Origin of the sequence: Flaviramulus aquimarinus (genome assembly GCF_039543205.1) — a bacterium.
Lineage (GTDB): Bacteria > Bacteroidota > Bacteroidia > Flavobacteriales > Flavobacteriaceae > Flaviramulus_B > Flaviramulus_B aquimarinus.
In genome coordinates this window covers 1,660,085-1,686,373 of the sequence record NZ_BAABJH010000001.1, presented here as the reverse complement: position 1 = coordinate 1,686,373, position 26,289 = coordinate 1,660,085, and the positions used below count along the sequence as shown (strand labels likewise).

18 protein-coding genes are annotated in these 26,289 nt (G+C 31.6%); 13 read left to right on the top strand and 5 right to left on the bottom strand.

Going from position 1 to position 26,289, the window contains the following annotated elements; all coding sequences use genetic code 11:
- Positions 1–73: 73 nt before the first annotated feature.
- Together ABD941_RS07760 and ABD941_RS07755 are read right to left on the bottom strand one after the other, a co-directional pair.
- Entirely contained in the window at positions 74–1,264 is a 1,191-nt protein-coding gene (locus ABD941_RS07760) for a succinylglutamate desuccinylase/aspartoacylase domain-containing protein (protein ID WP_345273542.1), read from the bottom strand.
- Positions 1,265–3,118: a glutamate-cysteine ligase family protein gene (locus ABD941_RS07755; RefSeq protein WP_345273541.1), complete on the bottom strand. Its 1,854-nt coding sequence runs from the start codon at positions 3,116–3,118 to the stop codon at positions 1,265–1,267.
- Between the two features lie 185 nt (positions 3,119–3,303).
- Here ABD941_RS07755 and rnpA point away from each other — a divergent pair, with 185 nt between their 5' ends.
- From rnpA to ABD941_RS07735, 4 genes are all read left to right on the top strand, one after another.
- Positions 3,304–3,681 (top strand): ribonuclease P protein component, encoded by a 378-nt coding sequence (gene rnpA, locus ABD941_RS07750; RefSeq protein WP_345273540.1) that lies wholly within the window; start codon positions 3,304–3,306, stop codon positions 3,679–3,681.
- A gap of 6 nt (positions 3,682–3,687) precedes the next feature.
- The gene (locus ABD941_RS07745; protein WP_345273539.1) at positions 3,688–5,322 is read left to right on the top strand and encodes a S41 family peptidase; all 1,635 of its coding nucleotides are present in this window, start codon (positions 3,688–3,690) and stop codon (positions 5,320–5,322) included.
- 112 nt (positions 5,323–5,434) lie between these two features.
- Positions 5,435–6,292, top strand: a complete 858-nt coding sequence (locus tag ABD941_RS07740; protein ID WP_345273538.1) for an OmpA family protein — start codon at positions 5,435–5,437, stop codon at positions 6,290–6,292.
- A 6-nt stretch (positions 6,293–6,298) separates the two neighbouring features.
- A complete protein-coding gene (locus ABD941_RS07735; RefSeq protein WP_345273537.1) occupies positions 6,299–7,705 on the top strand; it encodes a T9SS type B sorting domain-containing protein in 1,407 nt (468 codons plus the stop codon).
- On the opposite strand, the gene ABD941_RS07730 is transcribed toward ABD941_RS07735, so the two are convergent.
- The 3 genes from ABD941_RS07730 to ABD941_RS07720 are packed head-to-tail and all read right to left on the bottom strand — an operon-like array spanning position 7,694 to position 9,525.
- Positions 7,694–8,149 (bottom strand): GNAT family N-acetyltransferase, encoded by a 456-nt coding sequence (locus ABD941_RS07730; RefSeq protein WP_345273536.1) that lies wholly within the window; start codon positions 8,147–8,149, stop codon positions 7,694–7,696. The two genes, ABD941_RS07735 and ABD941_RS07730, sit on opposite strands and share 12 nt — an antisense overlap.
- A gap of 20 nt (positions 8,150–8,169) precedes the next feature.
- Positions 8,170–9,087, bottom strand: a complete 918-nt coding sequence (locus ABD941_RS07725; protein ID WP_345273535.1) for a cation diffusion facilitator family transporter — start codon at positions 9,085–9,087, stop codon at positions 8,170–8,172.
- 3 nt (positions 9,088–9,090) lie between these two features.
- Positions 9,091–9,525 carry an RpiB/LacA/LacB family sugar-phosphate isomerase gene (locus tag ABD941_RS07720; RefSeq protein ID WP_345273534.1) on the bottom strand — a complete coding sequence of 145 codons (435 nt, stop codon included), beginning with the start codon at positions 9,523–9,525 and terminating at the stop codon, positions 9,091–9,093.
- 637 nt (positions 9,526–10,162) lie between these two features.
- Between ABD941_RS07720 and ABD941_RS07715 the strand changes: the two genes are divergently transcribed.
- From ABD941_RS07715 to ABD941_RS07675, 9 genes are all read left to right on the top strand, one after another.
- Positions 10,163–11,689: a T9SS type A sorting domain-containing protein gene (locus tag ABD941_RS07715; protein WP_345273533.1), complete on the top strand. Its 1,527-nt coding sequence runs from the start codon at positions 10,163–10,165 to the stop codon at positions 11,687–11,689.
- A 50-nt stretch (positions 11,690–11,739) separates the two neighbouring features.
- Positions 11,740–12,894 carry a T9SS type A sorting domain-containing protein gene (locus ABD941_RS07710; RefSeq protein WP_345273532.1) on the top strand — a complete coding sequence of 385 codons (1,155 nt, stop codon included), beginning with the start codon at positions 11,740–11,742 and terminating at the stop codon, positions 12,892–12,894.
- A 192-nt stretch (positions 12,895–13,086) separates the two neighbouring features.
- The gene (gene rnr / locus ABD941_RS07705; protein ID WP_345273531.1) at positions 13,087–15,285 is read left to right on the top strand and encodes a ribonuclease R; all 2,199 of its coding nucleotides are present in this window, start codon (positions 13,087–13,089) and stop codon (positions 15,283–15,285) included.
- Positions 15,286–15,378: 93 nt separating this feature from the next.
- Positions 15,379–15,681, top strand: coding sequence for a heavy metal-binding domain-containing protein (locus ABD941_RS07700; RefSeq protein ID WP_345273530.1), 303 nt, complete (start codon positions 15,379–15,381; stop codon positions 15,679–15,681).
- Between the two features lie 105 nt (positions 15,682–15,786).
- Positions 15,787–16,458: a head GIN domain-containing protein gene (locus ABD941_RS07695; protein ID WP_345273529.1), complete on the top strand. Its 672-nt coding sequence runs from the start codon at positions 15,787–15,789 to the stop codon at positions 16,456–16,458.
- Between the two features lie 164 nt (positions 16,459–16,622).
- The gene (locus ABD941_RS07690; RefSeq protein ID WP_345273528.1) at positions 16,623–19,424 is read left to right on the top strand and encodes a triple tyrosine motif-containing protein; all 2,802 of its coding nucleotides are present in this window, start codon (positions 16,623–16,625) and stop codon (positions 19,422–19,424) included.
- A gap of 264 nt (positions 19,425–19,688) precedes the next feature.
- Positions 19,689–22,853: a SusC/RagA family TonB-linked outer membrane protein gene (locus ABD941_RS07685; RefSeq protein WP_345273527.1), complete on the top strand. Its 3,165-nt coding sequence runs from the start codon at positions 19,689–19,691 to the stop codon at positions 22,851–22,853.
- A gap of 11 nt (positions 22,854–22,864) precedes the next feature.
- Positions 22,865–24,433, top strand: a complete 1,569-nt coding sequence (locus ABD941_RS07680; RefSeq protein WP_345273526.1) for a RagB/SusD family nutrient uptake outer membrane protein — start codon at positions 22,865–22,867, stop codon at positions 24,431–24,433.
- Positions 24,434–24,458: 25 nt separating this feature from the next.
- Positions 24,459–25,829 (top strand): hypothetical protein, encoded by a 1,371-nt coding sequence (locus ABD941_RS07675; RefSeq protein ID WP_345273525.1) that lies wholly within the window; start codon positions 24,459–24,461, stop codon positions 25,827–25,829.
- The last annotated feature ends 460 nt before the right edge of the window (positions 25,830–26,289 follow it).

Genomic DNA, 26,289 nt, shown 5'->3' with positions numbered 1-26,289 from the left:
ATTGGTATCACATGATAAAAAAGCATGATTTCCTATCGTCGTCACAGCTCTTAACACAACCGTTAAACCAACCTCAATACCAAGGTTGCTTCTTATAAATATTTGTTTTAGCAACCCGTTCTCGATTATTTAGCCTTAAATGTGTACTAGTAATTTGTTTATTTCTATAGCCTAGTAAGTGAAAAAATGCTTTTGCAAAAAACTTAGCCACCGTTAAATTTACTTGCAAAACCCCTTCGTTTTTATTTATCCATGAAATACCTGGTAAAACAGCTAAAAAACGATCCGTTTTAATACGTCTTAAAACCCTAGATAGTTTTAAAAAAAACGGCTTTATAGGCTTTATAATAAAAAAACCTTCTGCGCCTCTTTTTTGATACAAGGGCATAAAAATATTTCCTTTACAAGGCGATGTAATTTGGTCGGCATCACTTATTGCTAAATGTGTTCCCTTTTTTATAGGTTCAAAACTTTCAAAGCCATTCAGCATTTTAAAAGTCTCGTTTTTTTGAATGCTATGAACATGAACCACTTCAAAAACATCAAATGTGTTATTGGCTTGTTGCTTTAATAGTTCATGGTATCTAGAAAAATGAATAACCGCTTCTTCATTTAATACACCAGAATACACTAAAGTTAAATAAACAAAAGCAATACTGTTTGTTATTGCGTTTAAATCGTCATGCTGCCCAGATTCAAAACCCAAGGATACATAGCCCAATTGATTTATATAACTTAGTAAAGGGCCATTTAAATATTCTTCAATGCCTAACACAATAGGCACTGGAAACTGTTTTGAAAACTTTCGGTTTATCAAAGCATCATTAATAGTAATAAAAGGACGTGTTTTACTTGATGTGGTATGTAAATCTATAAAATAAAAAGGCGGCTGATTGGTTTCTAAAATAGTATTTAGAATATCTAATAATTCCAACAGTTCTTCCTCATCAGCATTTAAATCTGTTTTGCTTTTAATGGCTTGAATATGGGCCTTGCTCCAAAGCCTGTTTAAATCTTCTTTTATATAACGTTGATGTTTTTTTAACGCCTTTAAATTTCCTGAAATACCATAAATTGTGCCCTTTACATAAGCTGGGTTTATACCTTTTAAGACATCTGTTAAAGCAAAAACACCAGAGGTTTCGTTACCATGAATACCTCCAAAAAAAACCACCGTAGGACCAGAGCTAACCCCTTCAATCTTACCAAGCATTCTGTTTATGATTATGGAATAATCTAGCGCTTTACTGTAAACATCTATCATCTATAGAAAATCATTTAAGGTAACCAAGCCCACTAACTTTCCGTCTTTAACAACAGGAAGGCTCCCAATAGCATGATCTTTCATTAATTTTTTAGCAGTTTCAACAGAGCTGTACTGGTCAATGGTTATAATATTCGTCTTCATTATTTTTGAAACACTTTGAAGTTTTTGTTTGGGTTGGTTTAAATACACCTCTACATCTTTCCAGCTTATTAAACCTACCAACGCTCTATTTCTATTAATAACAGGCATGTGATGAATACCTTTCCATTTCATGATGCTTAAAACCAAATCAATACTATCTTTTCTATCTACCGAAAAAATATCTGAACTCATAATATGCTTGACCACATGTTTAGCTTTAAAAGACCTATCATCAGAAGGGTTCAGCATACTCCAAACAGAAACCGGATATCCTTTTTCTTGTTTTTCATACATCTTAGCTGTTAACAACTGCACGGCATCGTAACGTTTACGGTGTTTTAATAAATTTCTAAAATTTCTAACCATCCACTCAGAACCATTATTTTCTATCACTCTATCTTTTATAATCTTTAAATAGTATTCTGCATCTTTAGGTGTAACGCCTACACGGTATAGGCCTTTATATGCCATAGGCAGTAATGTGTTTAAAATAAGATCATGACTGGAAACATATGTGCCATCCCAATAAAATTGTGTAGCCATACCGTAACGTGCTGCATTAAAAAAATTTGTTTTTACATCTTTAAAATCCCACTGTTCATGAATTTTATTATACGTTTTGGGCTTCCCTAGCATAACCCCAACCCAAAACATCATATTGGCAATTTCATCAACAATGGTTGGGCCAGATGGTATATATCGGTTTTCGATTCTTAAATTTGGTTTACCATCCATAACGCCATAACAAACCCTGTTCCATGGATATACAGTGCCATTATGCAACTGTAACGCTCTTAATTTTGGGGTTTCATTATTATGTATCATTTCAACACTATCTCGAGTAAAATCTGTTGTTAAAAAACTTCTAAACCTTGAAATATTGTTTTTAAAAATATCGGTAATTGTTCCTGTTTGCCATGCATTTCCAAAACTGACTCTGGATTGTTTTTCATTTAATAAATAGGAATTCGCTCTGGTGTCAATACTCTGTGTAAATAGGGCAATTCTGGTTTCGCTCCAAAGTTCTTTTCCAAATAATAAAGGTGAATTTGTACACACGCTCAAAATAGGTCCAGCAATAGCTTGAGCCCAATTATAATTATCTACAAAGTTTTTAGGCGATAATTGTAAATGCATTTGAAAACTCGTATTACAACCCTCTAACATAACCGAGTCATGCAGTAAATTAAGTTCATCAACACCCTTTATATGAATATCAAAACTTTTGCTTCGTCTGTCTTTAATAGCCTCATTTAAAACCGAATAACGCTCCACATCTGTCATACTGTGCTCATCAACATTATTAACAGATAACGACGGCAAAATACCTGTTAAAATAATTTTGATACCCTTTTTTGAAGCAGCTTTTTTTGCTTTATCCAACAAGGCTTTTAATTGTTTATGTAATTTCGAAAAACAATCGCCACCTAATTCTAAGGTGTCTAGGTTAATTTCAAGATTATAATTTCCTATTTCTGTTGTAAAATGGTCGTCGTCAATATCTTTCAATAATTCTAACGACTTACTTTCTGGTAAAAACGCATTATTAACCATGCAAAACTCTTGTTCTGCACCAATACGCAAAGGCCCTTCTTCAATTAGCCCTTTTTCAATCAGCATATCTAAAGCCTTAATATCGTTTAATAAGTGGTGTATATAATTAGCTCTATCCTTTTTGGTATTAAGCTTTGTAACATTTAAATCGCCCATAACCCATATAATTTAATTAGTTTTAAGAATATTAAAATTACTATGAATCATGCGGTTTAACTATGATTTTTATCATATTACAACATCCAAAACCTGTTGTTACATATTTTTATGGTTTATTTAGATAATTTAAAAGAGGACAAAATATTATTGTTATTGCTACTTTTGTAACCATAAAATTGTTTATGCCAGCAACGTACCCTAAAAAAGAAAAGCTAAAAAGCAAAAAACGCATTGACCTATTATTTTCTGAAGGACAATCCGTTTCTGCTTTTCCACTACGTTTAGTGTATATGCCAACAACTTTTGAAGGCTCAGTTATAGCAAAAACGGGGGTTTCTGTAAGCAAACGGAATTTTAAAACAGCTGTTGATAGAAACCATATAAAGCGTTTGTTGAGAGAGGCTTACCGATTAAATAAAGCCGATTTTTTTAACAATTTAACAACACAACATGCGTTTATGATTTTGTACATTGGTAAAGACAAACCCACATTTGCACAAGTTGAAACTAGAATGAAAAATTTATTTGAAAAGTTTTTAGATAAAATTTCTAAAAAATAACACAGCATGAAAAACTTACTAAAAAAGAAAATCATAATTCCTCTATTAGCTTGCGTTGTATTTTTAAGTACAACTGCCTTTAAAAATGATTTTTTTGAAATAGCAAAACAAATAGAAATCTTTACAACATTATTTAAAGAGCTCAACATGAATTATGTGGATGAGACCAATCCAGGAGATTTAATGGATACTGCCATTAAAAGCATGTTAGCAGATTTGGATCCGTACACCAATTTTATGAACGAGCAAGATGTTGAAGCTGCTAGAATTAATAACACTGGGGATTATACAGGTATAGGCGCAAGAGTAAAAACCCTAAAAGATAAGTTAGTGGTCATTGAACCTTACAAAGATTATCCAGCAGATAAAGCGGGCTTAAAAGCTGGTGATGAAATTGTTAAAGTTGGAAAGGTCTTAGTTGAAAGCTATAAAGAAAATGCCGGCGATTTACTTAAAGGCGCTCCAGACACATCTGTTGAGGTAACTTACAAACGTCAAGGAAAAGTACAAACAGCAATAATAAAAAGAGCTGAAGTAGAAATAAAAGCAGTACCACATTTTTCATTAATAAATGACAGAACAGGATATATTGTTTTAAGTCGATTTAGTCGTAAAGCATCAGTAGAAACTAATTATGCTCTACGCGATTTAAAAGCTCAAGGTGCAAACCGTATTATTTTAGATTTAAGAGGAAACCCAGGGGGATTAGTAAACGAAGCCATTAATATTGTTAATCTTTTTGTACCGAAAGGCCAATTGGTAGTTACTACAAAATCTAAAGTTAAAAAATACAACAGAACCTATTACACAAAAAAAGCCCCTATAGATACTGAAATTCCGTTAGTTATTTTATTGGATGGTAATAGTGCATCGGCAAGCGAAATTGTTTCAGGTGCATTACAAGATTTAGATCGTGCAGTTATTGTTGGTTCTAGAAGTTTTGGAAAAGGCTTAGTACAGCGTCCTAAACCATTAACCTATGGCACTCAGGTTAAGATTACCATTTCTAGATATTACACCCCTTCAGGTAGATGTATTCAGTCTTTAGATTATTGGAATAGGGATGAAAAGGGAGACGCTATTAGGGTAAAACAAGAAAATTACAATGCATTTAAAACTAAAAACGGACGCCAAGTATTTGATGGTGGAGGTGTTTTACCCGACATCACTATGGGTACAAATAAAAACTCACCTATTACAAAAGCGATTGTTAATAACGATTTGGTTTTTAATTATGCTACAGATTACCATTACAAACACAATTTAAAAGACATTAATAGTTTAAAACTCTCTGACAGCGATTTTACAGACTTTAAAAACTATTTAAAAACCAATGGTTTTTCATTCAAAACAGAAACCGAAAAAGCGCTTTATAAAGCCTTTGAAACTTCAAAAAAAGAAGCATTAAATGATAATATTGAAACAGATTTTAACGTTTTAATGTTAAATTTAAATCAATCTAAAACAAGTGTTATAGATGAAAACAAAGACTATCTATTAAAATTATTAACAGAAGATATTGTTAAGCAATATGTATATAGAGAAGGTTTGTACGATTATTATAAGATACACGATTCTGAAATAAAAAAAGCTACAGAAATACTTAGCAATACAACTACTTATCTAGATTACTTAAAATAAGATGTATTTCTTTTTAAGAACAAAAGCTTTAAAGCAAACCCGTACTTGGCGGTAAGTGGCATGGTTTTAGATTAAAAAACAGTATATTTAACACCTATTCTATGATCCTACTATGAATAAATTATTAGTATTAATATTAATAGCGCTTAATAGTGTGTTTGCTTTTTCTCAAAAAGAATTAACACACGAGGTTTATTTTGAAACCGATAAGTACGATGTGCCCAATACTGAAGAAAATAGGCTGCTTTTATTTATTTCTACTTTAACAGATGTGGATATAGAATCCATTTCCATATTTGGTTTTTGTGATGATATTGGTGCTGATACTTATAATTTAAAACTATCGCAACATCGTGCAGATGCCATAAAAGCTATTTTTTCTAATAATGAAATAAGTGAGGGTTTAATATCAAATGTAGATGGTAAAGGTGAAATACTTCTTAAAATCGTTGAGGAAAAAAACCTTTTAAAAATAAGGGGTTTAAACAGAAAAGTTGAAATTATTGTAAAACCCAAGGCACCTGAACCAATAAAAGAAGCTCCTGCTGTTGAGATTCCAGTTACTAAAGAAAAAGGGGTTATAGATTTAATAAAAGAAGGTGCTAAAGGTGATAAAATAGTTTTTAAAGATATTTTATTTAAAACCGGTTACGCCACAGTAACCCCTGAGTCCAAAAAAATACTAACTAATATAGCCAAAGCGCTTGTAGAAAGAAAAGATATTTATTTTACCATACAAGGGCATGTGTGTTGTACGCAAATGACCAGGGATGCGGTAGATAGAAAAACCAAAAAACGTAATTTATCCGAAGCAAGAGCAAAATATGTTTATGACTATTTTGTGAAAAAAGGTGTTAATAAAAAGCGTATGCGTCATTTAGGGTTACGCCGAAAATTTCCTCTTGGTGGCGATCCTAAATTTGATAGACGTGTAGAAATTCTAATTACCTATGTTGGCGGTGCTAATTAAAAACCTATGTTCAACAAAACATGTTTTTTATTAGTTTGTTTGGCTTTAATAAGCACAAAAACACTTTGTCAAAACACCTTTATTCCAGACGATAATTTTGAACAAGCATTAATAAATCTAGGTTTAGATTCTGGACCTTTAGATGATTTTATATTAACCACTAATATAAGCAGCCTTGCAAATCTGGATGTTGCAGGAATGAACATTACTGACCTCACTGGTATTGAAGATTTTAAAGCATTAACAAATCTTGATTGTTCTGATAATCAGTTAACCGCTTTAAATATTTCTCTAAATACCAACCTAATCGAATTGTATTGCAGCAACAATCAATTAATTGATTTAGATGTAACCAATCAATCTAATTTAGTACGATTATGGTGCTTTAGCAATCAATTAACAAACCTTAATATCACTCAAAATACAGGTTTAATTTCTCTGCGATGTGAAAACAATAATTTAGTTGCTTTAGACATTTCAACCAACCAAAACTTAACTGTTTTAATTTGTGAGCAAAACCAATTAACAAGTCTTAATGTTGCTAATAATACGGTATTAAACAGGTTTCAATGCGGTAATAATCTATTATCAAATTTAGATGTAAGCACAAACACAAATTTATCTTATCTATCCTGTGAACAAAACCAATTAACCAGTTTAAACCTTGCTACTAATAATCGTTTAGATGTTTTAATATGTTTTAATAATGCAATAACCGAGTTAGATCTTTCTCAAAACTCTAACCTAACAGACTTAAACTGTAGCAACAACCAATTATGTCGCTTAAATATTAGAAATGGAAACAATAATAATATCCTTTTAATGAATTTTAATTTGAATCCAGACCTAGACTGTGTTGTTGTTGATGACCCCAATGGAAACCACCTAACCTGGCAACCTACTTCGTTTTCCAACTATGTAAATTCTACTGACACCTGTGCTAATGCTGTTCCAGTTGATTCCTTAAATGATTTTATAGGTGTAAGTTATACATTGCCAATACTTAATAATGGTAATTATTTTACACAATCTGGTGGTATAGGGCCATCATTAAATGTTGGAGATGTTATTACAACCTCTCAAACTATTTATATCTATAATGAAGAAAACTGTTATAGCAACGAATCAAATTTCAATATTATAATAAGTAATGGCAATTATTTTATTCCAAAATACTTTACCCCAAATAACGATGGTAAACATGATATTTGGCAAGTTTTAGATAATTCAAACAGTATTAACAATATTACTATTTACAATCGTCATGGAAAGCTTTTAAAATTTTTACCTGCAAATTCTCAAGGTTGGGATGGTACATTTAATGGTGCTTATTTATCTAGCGATAGTTATTGGTATGAAATTGTTTTAAATACAGGAGAAGTTTTAAGAGGTAAATTTGCTTTAATGCGTTAAGTGTTTTCTTATCATAGCTATATGTGGAATGTTGTCTTCTAAATACTCATTACCTACCGATACAAAACCTAAATTAGTATAGAATTTTTTAAGATAGCATTGCGCGGAAATTTTTATTAGTGTTTCGTTATAATGGTTTTTTATAGCTTTAATTGAAGCTTGCATGATATCGTAGCCATATTTAAATTGACGTTCATTTTTAGCCACAACTACCCTGCCAATACTAGAAGCTTCAAAATAATCACCAGGTTTAAAAATACGTGTATAAGCTACTAATTTTTTGTTTTTATAACCTATAATATGTAACGCCTTTTGGTCTTTTCCATCTATATCTTGGTACACACAATCTTGCTCTACTACAAATACTTCACTTCGTAATTGTAATATATCATACAACTCTTGTTTGGTGAGTTCTTCAAAAGATTTAACTTTAATTTCTAACATAATAAATCATTATGAGTTTTTTAATCCTGAACAATAACATCTTTTACATCATCCTTACCAAATTCAGGTTGAATGTTTACGTGATTTATATCATATTTATTAAACACCAAATCTTCTATATCATGTAAAATATCATCAAATTCCGATAGGGTTATATCTTCATTAAAATCAATATGCGCCTCTAAATGAATTTCATCTTCATTTAATTGCCATACATGAACGTGATGTACATTTTTTATACGCTCAAAAGCATTTATTTCGTTTACTATCTTTTTAATAGGAACAGTATCTGGAGTAAACAACATCAATACTTTGGTTGAGTTTTTTAATAAATCGAAACCCATCCAAATTAAATACAATGCAATAATGAATGTTAGTAGACTATCAACCCAATACAATTGATAATATTTCATTAATAAACCACCTATTAAAACCGCTACACTAGCCATCATATCGGTTAACAAATGAAGGTAAGCACTTTTCATATTCATATTAGTCTCAGAATCTTTTTTTAATAAAAGTACACTAAATCCATTTCCTAAAATAGCAACTGCAGAAAGCCAAATCACTAAATTAGATTCTATATCCTGTGGGTTTTGAAAACGTTTAACGGCTTCAATAATCAATAAAATAGCCACTACAATTAAAGTTGCAGCATTAATAAAAGCAGCTAAAATCTCGGCGCGTTTATAACCAAATGTTTTTTGAAAAGAGGCTTTCTTTTTTGATAAATTATTAGCAACATAACTTATAATAAGCGAAATAACATCGCTAAAATTATGCAAGGCATCACTTAATAAAGCTAAACTACCAGATAATAATCCGCCAATAACCTGGGCAACAGTAATTAAAATATTAAGTAAAATAGATATAAAAAGATTCCGCCTTTTTAAATCAGAATGTGTATGCGAGTGATTATGAGAATGATGGTGTCCCATCTTCTAACAAGATAACGGGATTTTATCTATACGGTTTTGATGACGACCTCCTTCAAACTCGGTATTTAAAAATGTTTCTACCATTTTTAATGTTTGTGGAATAGCAGTAAACCTTGCAGGTATACATAAAATATTAGCATTATTATGTTGCCTTATTAACTCAACTATTTCGTTGTTCCAACATAAACCAGCACGTATTTTTTGATGTTTATTAGCTGTCATAGCCACACCATTTGCGCTACCACAAATTAAAATTCCAAAATCAGCTTTATTGGTTTCAACATCTTCAGCAACAGGATGTACAAAATCTGCATAATCTACACTATCATTAGCATCGGTTCCGTAATTGTTAACAATAATTCCTTTAGATTCTAATAGTGCTTTAATAGCAAATTTATACTCTGTTCCAGCGTGATCATTTCCTATTGAAATTGTCATTTTATATATTTATATTTATTTGATTTAACAAAGGTAACAAATTAAGATCTAGATTCCCGTCTTCATAAGAATGACAATTTTAAATGATAACTCTAATTAAAAAACTTATTATTATAAACAACAATATGTATTATCATATTCATTACTTGTTAATAAGTGTTTATTGTTTTTTAAAACTAAAATTAGGATTATCCATTTAATTTTTCAATCCATAACATATATGTAACATGCAAATAAGTTAATGTAAATTTTTGGTTAAGTTATAAGCACTAATATGTATAGTTGTGAGTTAAAATAAACTCAATACTTATTAAAAATTGTTGTTAATAAGGGTTTTTAACAATTGTTAATAGTATTTTAGAATAACTTAAAATTAAATAAGTTAAGGTTTTAAATCTTGTTAATTTCATATCAACAACATTCAATAAAAAACATATCAAAATAAAACTTAAAAAAGTTATACCGCTATTCACAACCTATAATAAGCATCATTTAATTTTTTAAATTTTAAAAAGAAATAGATATTATAATATATAATGTGGATAAGTCTATTTTTTGATTTAAAATATACCCAATATTTGGTATTGTAATGCATATAAAAAATATATAATTTTAAAATCAACTAAATTTTAAAATTATGAAACATCTATTACTTGTTTTAGTATGCCCCATTTTTTTATTTAGCCAAACTCAAATAGGAAATAATATAGTAGGAGAATCAGCTGATGATGCTTTAGGAGAAAGCATAAGTTTATCGGCAGATGGAACTATTTTAGCTATTGGATCTAGCGATTCTGGTTATGTTAAAGTTTTTGAGAATCAATCAGGAATATGGTCACAAATAGGATTAGATATAGAAAACGAAATTGAATCTGACTCATCTGGGAAAAGTGTGAGTTTATCTGAAGATGGAAGTATTATAGCAATCGGAGCTCCAAAAAATTATAGTACAGGAAACAATTCAGGTCATGTTAGAATTTATAAGAATCAATCAGGTGTTTGGACACAAATAGGGAATGATATTATTGGGGAAGCTATTGAAGATGAATCAGGAAGAAGTGTAAGTATATCATCAGATGGTAATATAGTTGCTATAGGAGCACCTTATAATAATGATAATGGCATAGAATCGGGTCATGTACGGGTTTTTGAAAATCAATCAGGCGTTTGGACGCAAATAGGAAATGATATAGATGGTCAAGCAGCAGGCGATTTATCAGGAAATCATATCAGTTTATCAGCCGATGGAACAACGGTTGCTATAGGAGCAACAGGTAATGATTGGAATGGTAATAATTCAGGAGATGTTCGGGTTTTTAAAAATGAATCAGGTGAATGGATTCAAATAGGAAATAGTATATATGGTGAAGTCGAAGGAGATGAGTTTGGAGGGAGTGTAAGCTTATCAGCTGATGGAAAAACAATAGCAATAGGTGCTCCATATAATGATGGTAATGGTAATAATTCTGGTCATGTAAAAGTGTATCAACTAGAGTTTATAGACGATTGGCATTATAACTGTTATGCTGTTTATGATTATTGGGGTTATTATTTATATGATGATTGTTATTGGGAATATTATGCTACGGATACTTGGGTACGATTAGGAAGCGTTATAGATGGTGAAGCTGAAAATGATCAATCAGGAAGAACAGTAAGTTTATCATCAGATGGAACTATTTTAGCAATAGGCGCAACAGGTAATGATGCAAATGGAAATAATTCAGGGCATGTAAGAATATATCAAAACCAATCTGGGGTATGGAACCAGTTAGGAAGTGATATAAATGGAGAAGCAGCAGGCGACTTATTAGCTTATAGTTTATCTATATCAGCTAATAGTAATGTTTTAGCTATAGGAGCAGTTGCTAATAATTCATGGTCAGGTCAAGTTAAAGTTTATAATTTAAGTACTTTATTATCAATAGATGAATTTACAGTATCTCAATTAAGTTTATATCCAAATCCGGCAAATAATCAGTTTACAATACAATTATCTAATAATTTACAATTACAGAATGTTAATATTTACAATAGTTTAGGGCAGTTTTTAATATCAGACAAGAATAGAATATTAAAAATCAATAATTTATCTCCTGGTATGTATTTTGTTGAAATAGAAACAAATAAAGGAAAGGTTTCTAAAAAACTTATGGTAGAATAAATAGTTTAATCTACATAAAAATTAAAATTAACTACATTAATATTTATTTTATGAAAACAAAACTACTCACGTTATTTACATTTTTTTTATTTTTTTTAAGTACCTATGCTCAACCTAATACAGAAGATTATATTTCTGGTTTAGATGATCCAAATGGTGTTTTTGTTAATGGTACAGATTTGTATGTTTATGGATTTAATAACATTTATAGAATAGATACCACAGCTCCTAGCTCAGTAGCAAATATCATATATACTTCCGAAACCGATTTTTTTATAACCAATATAGTTATGAATGGCACTAAGTTATATATAGCACAAGAAAATTATATAGAAGCTACAGATACATGGTTAGGTAGCCGAATAGTATCTTTAGACTTAAATAATCTAGCAGCACCTGTTGAAGTTATTTATAGTATTATGGAATATATTAGCGCATTAACCATAGATGGAAATACGCTTTATTTTTCTTCAGAAACATTAATTAATCCTCCAGCTTTTGAGCCCTTTTTTACTCATATAGATAAACTAGATATTAGCCAATCTAACCCTTCTGCTGTTAATATGGTACCTAATATTAGTAATGATGGTGTTGTTAAAGATATAATACTTCATAATAACAATCTTTTAATATCAATAACCGATGACCAAAAAATATATAGTGTAGATACTACAGTAAATAGTCCAAGTGTTGAAACTGTTGTTGATGGATTGAACTTTAATAGAGGGATTTTTAAAAATGGAAATGAATTATATGTAGCTGATGGTTTTCAAGTAAAAAAAATAGAATTAGATAACGGGTTAGCAAGTTTAGTTACAGTAGCCCAAAATACCACTTATGAGGATATGAATAATGGAATGCCTTTTTTTGCAAATTTTAGAGATGTGGCATTAATCGGTAATAGAATGTATATGCCTTTACAAAGTCAAGGAAGAATTGTAAGTGCAGTGGATGCTACTTTATCTGTAGATAAACTTACAACATCACGGTTTAATTTTTATCCAAATCCGGCAAATAATCAGTTTACAATTCAATTAGATACTTCAGTTCAATTACAAAAAGTAAGTATTTATAATACTTTAGGGCAATATATTTATTCCACTAATAAATTAAAAGTACATACAAGTCATTTAAAAAGTGGCATCTATTTTATAGAAGTAGAAACCAGCCAAGGAAAATCTGCTAAAAAAATAGTTATAGAGTAATTGATTTATATTAAAAAACAAAGGGCTTACATTAATTTGTAAGCCTTTTTTATGATTTAATCTTAACGAAACACAAGTTTAATATTAAAATTGTAGCTTTGCCAAAACAAATAGCGCAACTTCTCCACTTACAACGCTATATAATAACCGAATTTCGATTAACTTTAGAAATTCAATATGATTAAATATTAAATGACAAGAAAAAGAAAAGGGAAGTCCAAAAAGAAAGGCATTTCCAACTTAACAAATACCATCTTAAGTATATTAAAAAAAGAAAGAAACCAAAGTTTTAACTACAAACAAATAGCTGCTAAATTAGGTGTTAACGATGCCAGTAGTAGAAACCAAATCATAAAAAAATTACGCGATTTACAAGGCAAGCAAGAAATTGAAGAAGTAGAGCGTGGTAAATTCAAAGCTATCATAAATACCGAATACCATACCGGTGTATTAGATTTAGCTGCCAAAGGTAATGGTTATATTATCTGTGATGATTTTGATGATGATGTATTTATAGCATCCAATAATATCAATAAAGCATTGAATGGTGATGAAGTAGAATTTTATGTTTATAAACGTAGAAAACGAGGTAAATTAGAAGGTGAAATAACACATATAATTAAGCGAGAAAAAAGTGAATATGTAGGTGTTATTCAAATACAAGAGAAAAAGAATTTTGCTTTTGTAGTGGTGGATAGTAATAAAATGTACAAAGATATTTTTGTACCCATTAATAAAACCCTTAAAGCTGAAGATGGCGATAAAGTATTAGTAAAACTAGAAGATTGGCCAGAAAAAGCCGATTCGCCTTATGGAAAAGTAATTAAAATTCTTGGAAAACCAGGCGACCATAACACAGAAATACATGCTATTCTTGCAGAATATGGCTTACCTATGGAGTTTCCGTATGAAGTTGAAGCCTATGCTAATAATTTAGATACAACCATTACAAAAGAAGAGATTACTAAACGACGCGATATGCGTAAAGACCTAACCTTTACCATAGATCCAAAAGACGCCAAAGATTTTGATGATGCTTTATCTTTTGAAGTTTTAGATAATGGATTATACGAAATAGGCATACATATTGCCGATGTGTCACATTATTTACAAGAAGGCACTGTATTAGATGATGAAGCTTACGAACGCGCCACGTCGGTGTATTTAGTAGACCGTGTTGTACCGATGCTTCCAGAAGTGTTATCAAACAAGGCTTGTTCATTACGTCCACACGAAGAAAAGCTAACATTTTCTGCAGTGTTTCAAATGAATAATAAAGCAGAAATTAAAAACCAATGGTTCGGTAGAACAGTTACCTATAGTGACGCCCGATATGCTTACGAAGAAGCACAAGCCATTATAGAATCTAAAACAAACCATATACCTGCAGAAGTTTCATTAACAGGAAAAGACTATCAAACAGATCAAAAATTAGCTGATGCCATTCTTAAAATGGATGAATTAGCTAAAATTATGCGTGGAAAACGTATGGGTTCAGGCGCTATTTCTTTTGATAAAGTAGAAGTAAAATTTAATTTAGACGAACATGCTAATCCAGTTGGCGTATTCTTTAAAACCAGTAAAGATGCTAATAAGCTTATTGAGGAATTTATGCTTTTAGCTAATCGAAAAGTATCGGAGTTTATAGGAAAAAAAGACCCTAAAAAAACCTTTGTATATCGAGTTCATGATGAACCAGATGATAGCAAACTTGCCAATTTACAAGGCATTGTTTCTAAATTTGGTTACAAACTTAATTTTAAAGACCGTAAAACAACATCAGCCTCATTAAATAATTTATTAAAAGAAGTAAACGGAAAAAAAGAACAAAATTTAGTCGATACTTTGGCTATTCGTAGCATGAGTAAAGCGGAATACACGACGCATAATATCGGACATTACGGTTTAGCATTTGATTATTACAGCCACTTTACATCGCCAATTCGTCGTTATCCCGATGTTATGGCACACCGTTTATTACAACACTATTTAGATGGTGGTAAATCAGCAAATGAAGATGCTTACGAAGATAAGTGCAACCATTCTAGTAATATGGAAGGTTTAGCTACAAGAGCAGAGCGGGATTCTATTAAGTATATGCAAATCAAGTTTATGCAAGATCATAAAGATGAAGAATTTGTAGGCGTTATATCAGGAGTAACCGATTGGGGAATTTATGTTGAGATTATATCAAATAAATGTGAAGGCATGGTAAGTGTTCGCGACATGAAAGACGATCATTACGCTTTTGATCAAGACCAATACGCTATGATAGGTAGAAATAATAAAATCATGTATCAGCTCGGAGATGAGGTTGTTGTAAAAGTTAAGAACACAGATTTAGTTAAAAAACATCTAGATTTTAATTTAATAAGCAAACAAGATTTATAACACCAATCAAAAGAATTATGATGTTTATTGAGTTTATTTTAGGTTGTAACATTTCTACTAAATTCTATACTAATTATCTATAATAATAAAAATATGATTTTAACAACAACAAACACTATAGAAGGGTATAAAATTGTAGACTACTTAGGTATTGTTTCCGGTGTAGGAGCAAATAACAGAAAGGCATCCTTTTCATTTAAAATTGAAAAGTTTTTAGAATCTTTAGAAAATAGTATTAATGAAGTTAAAGAGGATGCGTTTCAAAAGTTAAAACAAAACGCTTTAAAGCTTCAAGCTAATGCTGTGGTGGGAATTGATATAGATTTTGAAACCTTACCAGACACAACATATATTCTTGTTTCAGTTACAGGAACAGCTGTAAAAGTGTCTCAATAATTTAAACACGTTAAAAAACTATTATAAATTTTTCCTAAAACTAATAAACAAAGGAATGATTATTGATAATTTTACGTTTTAATAAAAATTATAAAAATATACCAAATGATACGCTTAACAACAATTCTAATATTACTTATTTCAACAGTGGGGATTTCTCAAAACCCAATAGAAAAAACAGTTGGAGAATTTACCGAATTAAAAATATACGATTTAATAGAAGTTGAACTTATTAAATCCGATGTAAACAAAATTATAATATCAGGTAAGCTAAATGATGAAGTTCTTGTAAATAATAAAAATGGCACATTAAAGATAAAAATGGGCTTCAATGAAATTTTTAACGGTAATAAAACCAAAGTTAAATTATACTATACCAGTGTAGATGTTGTAGATGTTAATGAAGGCGCAAAAGTACATTCAGAAGACACCATTAAACAATTTGAAATTGATTTAAATGCGCAAGAAGGCGGAAAAATTAAATTAGATCTCGATGTTACCTATGCTAATATAAGATCTGTTACAGGTTCAAATATTGTAGCCACAGGTCTATCAAAACACCAAGATATATCTATTTATACAGGTGGCATTTACGAAGGTAAAGACCTTAAAACAGAGTTTACAGATGTATCAATACGAGCAGCAGGAGAAGCGCACGTAAATGCAAAAACATTGGTAAATGCCAAAGTTAGAGCAGGAGGAGATATTTATATTTATGGTAACCCAGAACGTGTTGATGAAAGCAGGGTTTTTGGAGGTAGAGTTAAAAGAATGTAAATAATAATTGAACTTAAACTATATTGTAAAACCCACCTAAAAGGTGGGTTTTCTTTTTTTTAATATATAATTTTTATATTTTTAGCCATACAAATACTATACGGTAGCATTGGTAATACTTATTTTTACTACTTTAGTAACCCTACAACTAAACAACCTGTATCTTGAAATTACTTAAATTCTTTTTTTTCGGTTTATTTTTTTCAGTTATATCCTTGGCTCAAGAGCGTCCACCAATTGATGTTTTCTCTTCAAAAGATTATGGTGCCGAAATACAAAACTGGTCCATTTCACAATCAAAAGAAAAAAATATTTACGTTGCAAACAACAAGGGTTTACTAGAGTACAATGGTGCAAATTGGCAACTGTATTTATCTCCTAACGAAACCATTATGCGTTCCGTTAATGTTATTGATAACCTTATATACACAGGATGTAATAGTGAGTTTGGTTATTGGCAAAGAAATCACCTAGGTTTACTCTATTATACATCATTATCCGAGTCCCTGGAAATTGAGTTTTTAGAAGAAGAAGAATTCTGGAATATTATTAGTATAGATGATTATATATTGTTTCAGTCTTTGAAAAGAATATATATATATGATAAAACAAACAACACCTATAATGTTATAGATTCAGATACCATTATTTATAAAATATTTAAAGTAGATCAAAGTATTTATTTCCAAAAAACCAAAGATGGTATTTTTAAAATTGAAAACGGTAAACCTAAATTAGTATCTAACAATCCTATTTTAAAGAACAATAGATTAGTTAATATTTTTGCTAAAGAAGGTAAGCTTCTAGTAGAAACAGAAAATAACGGATTCTATATTTTAGATGATAACTCATTAACCAAATGGAGTATCTCAGCAAATGAAACACTTTCTAAAGTTAGCGTATTCAGAAGTATACAGTTAAGAGATGGTAGTTTTATTTTAGGAACCAGATCAAACGGTATTTTACACCTCACTCAAAGTGGTAATATAGATTATAATATTGATGTTATTCATGGACTAAGCAATAATACCGTTCATTGGGTTTTTGAAGACGCAGAAAGTAATATTTGGTTAGCCTTAGAAAACGGAATCAACTGTGTTAATATAAAATCACCATTTAGCCTTTATACAGACGAAGAGGGAAAAATTGGCACCGTATACACCTCTTTGGTTTTTAAAGACTATTTATATTTAGGAACCAATCAAGGTTTGTTTTATAGAAGAGTTGATGTTAAAGAGGATTTTCAATTAGTTAAAGGCATACGAGAAGCTGTTTGGAGTTTAACAGAAATAAACAACACCTTATTTTGCGGACACGACACAGGAACATCAACAGTTAATTATAATACAGCCGTAAAGATAAATGGAATACTTCAAGGCACTTGGGGTATTAAACCTATAGCTGGTAGAGATGACTTGTTGTTACAGGGTAATTATGATGGACTGTATATTATCCAAAAGCTTAATAATAAATGGACGTTTAAAAATAAAATTGAAGGCTTTGATCTATCTAGTAAGTATTTTGAATTTTACGACAATCATATCTTTGTAAACCATGAATATAAAGGGGTTTTTAAAATTAAGGTAGATGATGATTTTACAAAAGTTTTAAACATTGATAAGGATTCCGATATTGGCAAAGAATTAAATTCAAGCCTTATAAAGTATAATAATGAATTATTATATTCCCATAAAGAAGGTGTGTTTAAATATGATGAATCTAAAAGCAAGTTTATAAAAGACACTATTTTAAGCACATTGTTTAAAAAGGATGATTATACCTCAGGCAAACTCATGTTTAACGATAAGAGTAATATGCTTTGGGGCTTCTCAAAAAAAGATTTAAACTACCTCTACCTTAGCAAATTAAGCAATATACCAAAAGTAAATAAAGTTTCATTTTCTAAATCATTACCTAGAGGCTTAACAGGTTATGAAAATATTTCACACATAAGAGGTCAAAAATATTTAATAGGAACCTCCAATGGGTTTGTTATAGTAGATTTGGATAAACTAGAGAAGCAATCGTTTCTTGTTTCAATTAACTCTATAACAAAACAAAGTATAGGTTCTAAAGCTGAGTTAGTAAGTAAAAAGGAAAAAGGGGTTTTTAAAAATGAAGAAAACAACATTGAGTTTAACTATAGTGTTGCCGACTTTGAAAAATATCTAAATAAAGAGTATCAGTTTCAATTAGAAGGCATGTACCCTAAATGGAGTAGCTGGTCATCAAATCCATTTATTATATTTAAAAACCTTCCTTACGGTAAATATGTATTTAAAGTCAGGGCTAGGGTTGGTAATACAATTACTAAAAACATAGAGTCATACAGCTTTAGGATTGGTAGGCCTTGGTATTTAACAAATACTATGATAGCCGGATATGTGTTTTTAGCCTTATTGTTCTCTTTCATATTACATAATGTTTATAAACGTTATTATAAACAACAAAGAGAAAAACTATTGCTAAAAACAACTCGTGAGTTGGAGTTGAAAGAATTAGAAAACAAACAACAACTCATGAGGTTTAATAATGAAAAACTGAGACAGGATATTGAAAATAAAAATAGAGAACTGGGTATTTCTACAATGAGCTTAATAAAAAAGAACGGGTTTTTAGACAGCATTAAAAAGGAATTGCTTAACGCGCAAGATGGTAAAAGTATTAAACAAGTTATTAAGATTATTGACAGGAATTTAAATAATTCAGATGATTGGCATGTATTTGAAGAAGCGTTTAACAATGCTGACAAAGATTTCTTAAAGAAGATTAAAAATGTCCATCCCATACTTACTTCAAATGATTTGAGATTATGTGCATATTTAAGGTTAAATCTATCATCAAAAGAAATCGCGCCGTTACTCAATATATCTTCGCGCAGTGTTGAGGTAAAACGCTACAGGTTGCGAAAAAAAATGGATTTACCCCATGAAACGAGCCTTACAGACTATATTTTGGAAATATAATAGCACTACAGTATAGGTTTAAACCTATACATTACCACAACATTTGCTTTAAATGGTGTTTAGGCGGACTATCCGTATTTGTGCTGTATCAAACGCAAACCCTTAACAAATCCTTAACAATACCTTAATATAAACTTATTTGTATTGTAAGCTTGACATTTTTTTAAATATTTTTTTGAGATGTATACTTTTTGTCTAGGTAATAATTAAGGATTCCTCATTTTTTAGAATTAGTTTTACTTAAACTCAAACAACTAAACTAATATGAGACAAACATTCTTAAAAATTCTAGCACTCTTTTTTGTGGCTTTTACCAGCGCGCAAAATGTAGATGTTAGTGGAAATGTACAAGACAACACAGGGTTTCCCATACCAGGTGTAAATGTTATTGTAAAAAACACAAGCAAAGGGGCGGTTACCGATTTTGATGGTAACTTTACCATTGCAGGTGTAGAAATAGGTTCAACCCTTTCTGTGAGTTACATTGGATATGTAACCAAAGAAATAGTTGTAGCCGATGGTTCAAATCTAACAATTCAGTTAGAAGAAGATCTTGCCCAACTAGACGAAGTCGTTGTGGTTGGTTACGGTACCCAGAAGAAAAAGGAAGTTACTGGTGCTGTGGCTGTAGTAGATTCAAAGGCTATTGAAAAGTTAAACCCACAAAGGGTTGAACAAGCTTTACAGGGTCAAATAGCTGGTGTAAACGTATCTTCTAATTCAGGTTCGCCAGGAGCTGGTTCCAACATTCGAATTCGTGGTATTACAACTAACGGAGATAACAAACCATTAATATTAGTAGATGGTAACGTTATAGAAGATTTATCTGTAATTAACCCAAATGATATTAAGAGCATGAATGTTCTAAAAGATGCAACCGCCGGTATTTATGGTGTGCGTGGTGCAAATGGGGTTATTTTAATTACAACTAAAACAGGTAGAAAAAATTCAGAATTAAAATTTCAATTTGATGCTTATACTGGATTTCAAACAACCAGTAAAAAACTTGATTTGTTAGGACCAACAGATTTTGCAATTTATGTTAACGATGCTGCAGACGACACAAGGTTTTTTGTATACCCACAAGAGGGAACAGATTGGCAAGATGAAGTTTTCGGAACTGCGGCTATATCAAATGTGAATTTTAGTGGTAGTGGTGGTACAGAAAAATCAGCTTACACATTTGGTGTTTCACATTTAGATCAAGACGGTATCGTTGGTGCTAGTAAATCTAATTACAGACGTACCACTCTTAGGTTAGGATATCAATATGATATATTAGAAAATCTAAAAATGTCTTCAACACTTTTAATAACTAACTCTAAAAAAAATAACTTAGCAGAAGGCGGAATTGGATCTGTGTTATATAGCACAGTCAATATAAATCCAGACTTACCAGTTAGAGATGAAAACGGCGATTTTTCATTGGCTAATGACATTTCACAAATTGAAATTATTAACCCATTAGCTCAAATAGCAAACACATACAATACAACAAAAGTTGACAAGTATAGTGCAACTATTGGTTTTGATTATACATTTTTAGAACATTTTACAGCAAGTTCTAAATTTCAAATTAACTACTCTAATGTTTTAGATGATGTGTTTAGACCTGTTGTAGATTATGGTAATGGAAAATCATCTAACATAAATGGCGTAACATCTAGTATAGATGAAGAAACAGGTGAGCTTGTATATGCTGGAGGTAACCAAATTGTAGACCATAGTGCCCTATTTACAGATTACACATGGGATAACTACATTAATTATAATAACACTTTTGGAGAAGATCATGATGTTACTGTTTTATTAGGTATGTCTGTTTTTAGAACAAGGGGTCACTTTTATGGCGAACAAGGGTTTGCTTTAAGAGATGGTAGCAACTCATCTTCTGATGCTTTCGATAATGGTTGGATTGGTGATCGAGTTGATCCCGTTCAAGGAAGAATAGAAAATCGATTTACTGAAACAGAAATAGGCTTAGGTAATGATCAATTTGATTCTCGTTTATCTTCAACCTTTGCTAGAGTACAGTATAGCTATAAAGGTAAATATTTATTGTCTGGTGTTATGCGTAGAGATGTATCTTCAAGATTTTCTACTGAAAACAACAATAATATTGGGTATTTCCCTTCAGGATCTATAGGTTGGAATGTATCTGATGAAAATTTTATGCAAGACAGCAAATGGATAAATTCATTAAAATTTAGAGCGAGTTACGGTATTATAGGTAATGATAGAATTGATGATTTTGCCTTTCTTACCCGATTAAATGGAGAAGCTACTATTGATTCTGGTGACCCATCAATTGTTGATGTAAATGATTTACCTAATGGTGTTGGAGCCGGTAAACTAGGTAATTTAAATTTAAAATGGGAAGAGCAAGAAACAGCAAACATTGGTTTTGATGCTAGATTATTTAATAATAAAATAAGCTTAACAGCCGATGCTTTTGAAAAGCAAACAAAAGACCTGTTAATTGCACCTCAATCATCAGGAACTACCGGTGTTGGCGCACCTGGATCATCAGATCCACTTATTAATGCAGGAACTGTTCGAAATAGAGGACTTGAATTTAAGATTGGGTATGATGATAATTTTTCAGAAGATTTCAAATTTAATATAAGCTACAATGTTACTTTTTTAGAAAACGAAGTAACCTCATTAAACGGTGAATTAGCACCGAGAGAAGCAGAGTTTGGTGTAGGGATAAGTCAAACGGGTATAGCACGAATGGTACCTGGTTTACCATTAGGGTACTTTCATGGTTATCAAACCAATGGGATATACCAAACACAAGCAGAAATTGATGCTTTAAACGCTGGCGCTACAGATAACGATGGTGTATACCACTCAGGAGCAGAAGCAGGCGATTTAAAATTTGTTGATACGAATGGTAATGGTTATATTGATGATGGTGATAGAACAAACATAGGAGACCCTATAGCCGATGTAACTATGGGCCTTAACATTGGGTTTTCTTATAAAAACCTAGACTTTAGTGCCAATGCTTTTGCCTCAATAGGCAACGACATGGTAAGAGATTATGAACGAAAAGATTTATTTGCAAACAGAGGTACATATATGTTAGACAGATGGCAAGGTACGGGAACAAGTAATTCGGTTCCACGAGCTGTTGCTGGAGCTAGTATTAATACCGACTTGTTTTCAGATTTTGTTGTAGAAGACGCCTCTTTTGTACGTTTGCAAAACATACAACTTGGTTATACGATTAGTCCAGATGCCCTTGAAAATACAGGGATTAGTAAACTAAGGTTTTACATCTCTGGTAATAATTTATTTACCATTACTGATTATACTGGGTACGACCCCTCTGCTGGCTCTGATGCCCCGCTTGGAAATGGTATAGATAAAGGGTTTTATCCTGTTGCATCAACCTACCTTATAGGTGTTAACTTAAATTTTTAAAAAAAATAGTTATGAAGAAAATTGAAATATTAAAGTACTTACTAATAGTCGTACTTGTTACTTATTCATCTTGCGATGACTTTGTTGAAGTGGATCCCATAGGCCCTGTTGCCGAAGATTTTTTCAATACAGCTGAAGAATATGAATCCGCCTTAATTGGAGCTTATGATTTATTACAAGCAACATATGAGAACGTAACGCTTGCTGTTCCAGCTTCAGATGATTATGGATCTGGAGGAGATGCATTTGCCGAAGATCAACCAGTAATTCAACGTGTAAATTATTTAACAATAAGCCCTTCCGATGAAGAACAATTAAGAGCTATTTGGCAATTAATGTATGCAGGAATTAACCGTGTAAATTATTTACTAGCTAATAAAGATAAGCTAGATTTTACAGGTAAAGAAGCTATTCTAGCACAAGGCTATTTTTTAAGAGCCTATTATACGTTCGAGTTGGCTAAATTTTTTGGTGATGTTCCGTTAAAGATTGAAGAACGAAATGGCGCTAATAGAATTGTAGACGCTCAAATATTGGCAGGAGAGCAACTTAGCTTAGAAAGAGTAGGAAGTATTTCCGCTGTTTATGCTCTTGTACAGGAAGATTTAAAAGAAGCCATACCTAATTTACCAGTAACACAAGATTTACCTTACAAAGTAACTAAAGGTGCTGCTCAGGCTTTATTGGGCAAGGTTTATTTATTTGATGGAAAGCATGCAGATGCCGCTACGGTACTTAATCAAGTTATTTCAAGTAACCAATATAGTTTGACTATGGGAGATGATTATATGAGTATGTTTTTAACCGAAGGTGAAAACGGCCCAGAATCCGTATTTGAAATTCAATACACAAATATCGAAGGCGCGAGCTGGGATTGTATTAAATGTAGTGAAGGGTCATACTTTGTTCAGTTTAACGGACCAAGATCTCCTTTTGATGATCCTGTTTATGCTTCAGGATGGGGCTTTATGTTGCCATCTCAAGCCTTGTATGATATCTTCGATGAAGATGATATGAGAAGGAGCGCTACCATTTTAGATTTAAGAGAGCTTAGAGATTTAGAAGATAATACGAAATACTCTCCACCAAGAGAAGATACGGGGTTCTATAATCATAAATACATGCCAAGAAAGAACGACAAAGCTGGAAATGCAGCAACTCCGGAGCTTACTCACCAAACTAATTATAGAGCCATTCGATATGCCGATGTACTTTTAATGGCTGCAGAAGCAGAAGAAAAAAGTGGAGGCGCTAATGCAGAAACTTACTTAAACTTAGTAAGAGCTAGAGCTTATGGTAACAATAGCAACGATTACGATTCTAGTGAAGGATCTCTTGAAGACGCTATTTTTAACGAACGCCGCAAAGAATTTGCAGGTGAAGGCCTTCGATTCTTTGATTTGGTTAGAACAGGAAGAGCAAAAGCAGCTTTCGATGCGTACAACGCTTCAAAGCCAGAAGGTTTCGAGGATATAATTTTTAAAGAAAATAAAAATGAATTATTCCCTATCCCTTTAGTAGAAATAGAATTAGCTCAAGCTCAAGAAAGGTGGGGACAAAACCCAGGATACAATAACTAATAAACTAAACTTAAACATAAAAAAAATGAACAATATATTTAAAAAAGGATTTTACATTTTAGCAGCGCTTTTTTTAAGCATTGTAATAACATCATGTGAAGACGATGATAACGAAATAATTTCAATACAAGGATTAGATTTTGTAATAGCAACTCTAAACCTTGAAGGTACAGAAATAGGAGTTGTTCCAACAACTGTAAATAGCAACAACAGAATTATATATTCTGTAGATTTTGGAACAACACCAGATATTGATACAGATAATTTAGCGACAAGCGGACCCATGGTAACTTTTGAGTATCCAAATGAAGACGGTACTTATTTTATTACCGTTACAGCATCGCTACAGGGTACAAGCGATGTATCTGTAACTAAAGAGATTACTATAACAGAATACATTCCACCAGTAACTGGACCACCAAGTGATCCAATTGCAGGTACTTGGAAATTAGCACCACAAGCAGGATCTTTAGGTGTCGGACCAGGATTCAACAATCCGGGTTGGTTTTCAATCAGTGCTGATCAGGTTTTAGAACGCGCTTGTTTATATGATGATTTATATATATTTAATGAAGATGGAACATTCCAAAATGTTTTAGGATCAGAAACATGGGTAGAAGCTTGGCAAGGAACTGATCCAGAAACTTGTGGGGCGCCAGTATTTCCACATGATGGTACAGCTTCAGCAACATATACATATGATGCAGTAGGAGGTACAGTTACCATTGATGGTAAAGGAGCATTTTTAGGTTTGGCAAAAGTATTTAACGGAGGTGAATTAGGTAGTCCAGGAGCAGCACCTGAATCAATTACTTATATGGCTGAACTTGTGGGAGATACTTTAGAGTTAGATATTCAAATAGATGCAGCAAATGATGCTTGGTGGACTTTTACATTAGTGCGAGAGGTTGAGACTCTTGTTGGAACATGGAAATTAGCACCTCAAGCAGGATCTTTAGGAGTTGGACCAGGATTTAACAACCCGGGCTGGTTTTCTATCAGTGCTGATCAGGTTTTAGAAAGAGATTGTTTATATGATGACCAATACATATTTAATGAAGATGGAACATTCCAAAATGTTTTAGGATCAGAAACATGGGTAGAGGCTTGGCAAGGAACTGATCCAGAAACATGTGGTGCACCAGTATTTCCACATGATGGTACAGCTTCGGCAACGTATTCTTTTGATGAAACAGCCGGAGAACTTACCCTTGATGGAAAAGGAGCCTTTTTAGGATTAGCAAAAGTATTTAATGGAGGTGAATTAGGTAGTCCAGGAGCAGCACCTGATTCAATAACTTACATGGCTGTGTTAGATGGCAATGTATTAGAGTTAGATATTCAAATAGATGCAGCTAATGACGCTTGGTGGACTTTTACGTTAGTAAAGGAATAATAATAATAGTTTAATATAAAACTGGATTAGGCCGAAGATTTAAATCTTCGGCCTTTTTGTTTTATAAAATTAGTATCTATAATTTGATAACAAAAGCTTTAGATTTTTTTAAAATACTATACTGTTAGTCCTCATGATTTGCATACAAGATTGTTTTATTTGTATAGTAGTTTTTATAAGCCATAGAAGCAATGATGTTTACAGATTACACACAAGCACGATAGCAATTATAAAGTTAAACATCTAATTAAAATACCTTATACAAGGCTTTTTTCTGACCATACTCTGGTATATAAGATAGTACATACTAACCACGAGTTAATACATCTAGGTCCTAAATAGAGTAATTTAAATAATATAACACAAATAACAATTCGGCAATTTTTAAGTTTTAAATTTAGCATATAGATAATATTAACTCCTTAAAAAAAGTAATAGCGCAAAAAATTAACTTGATATT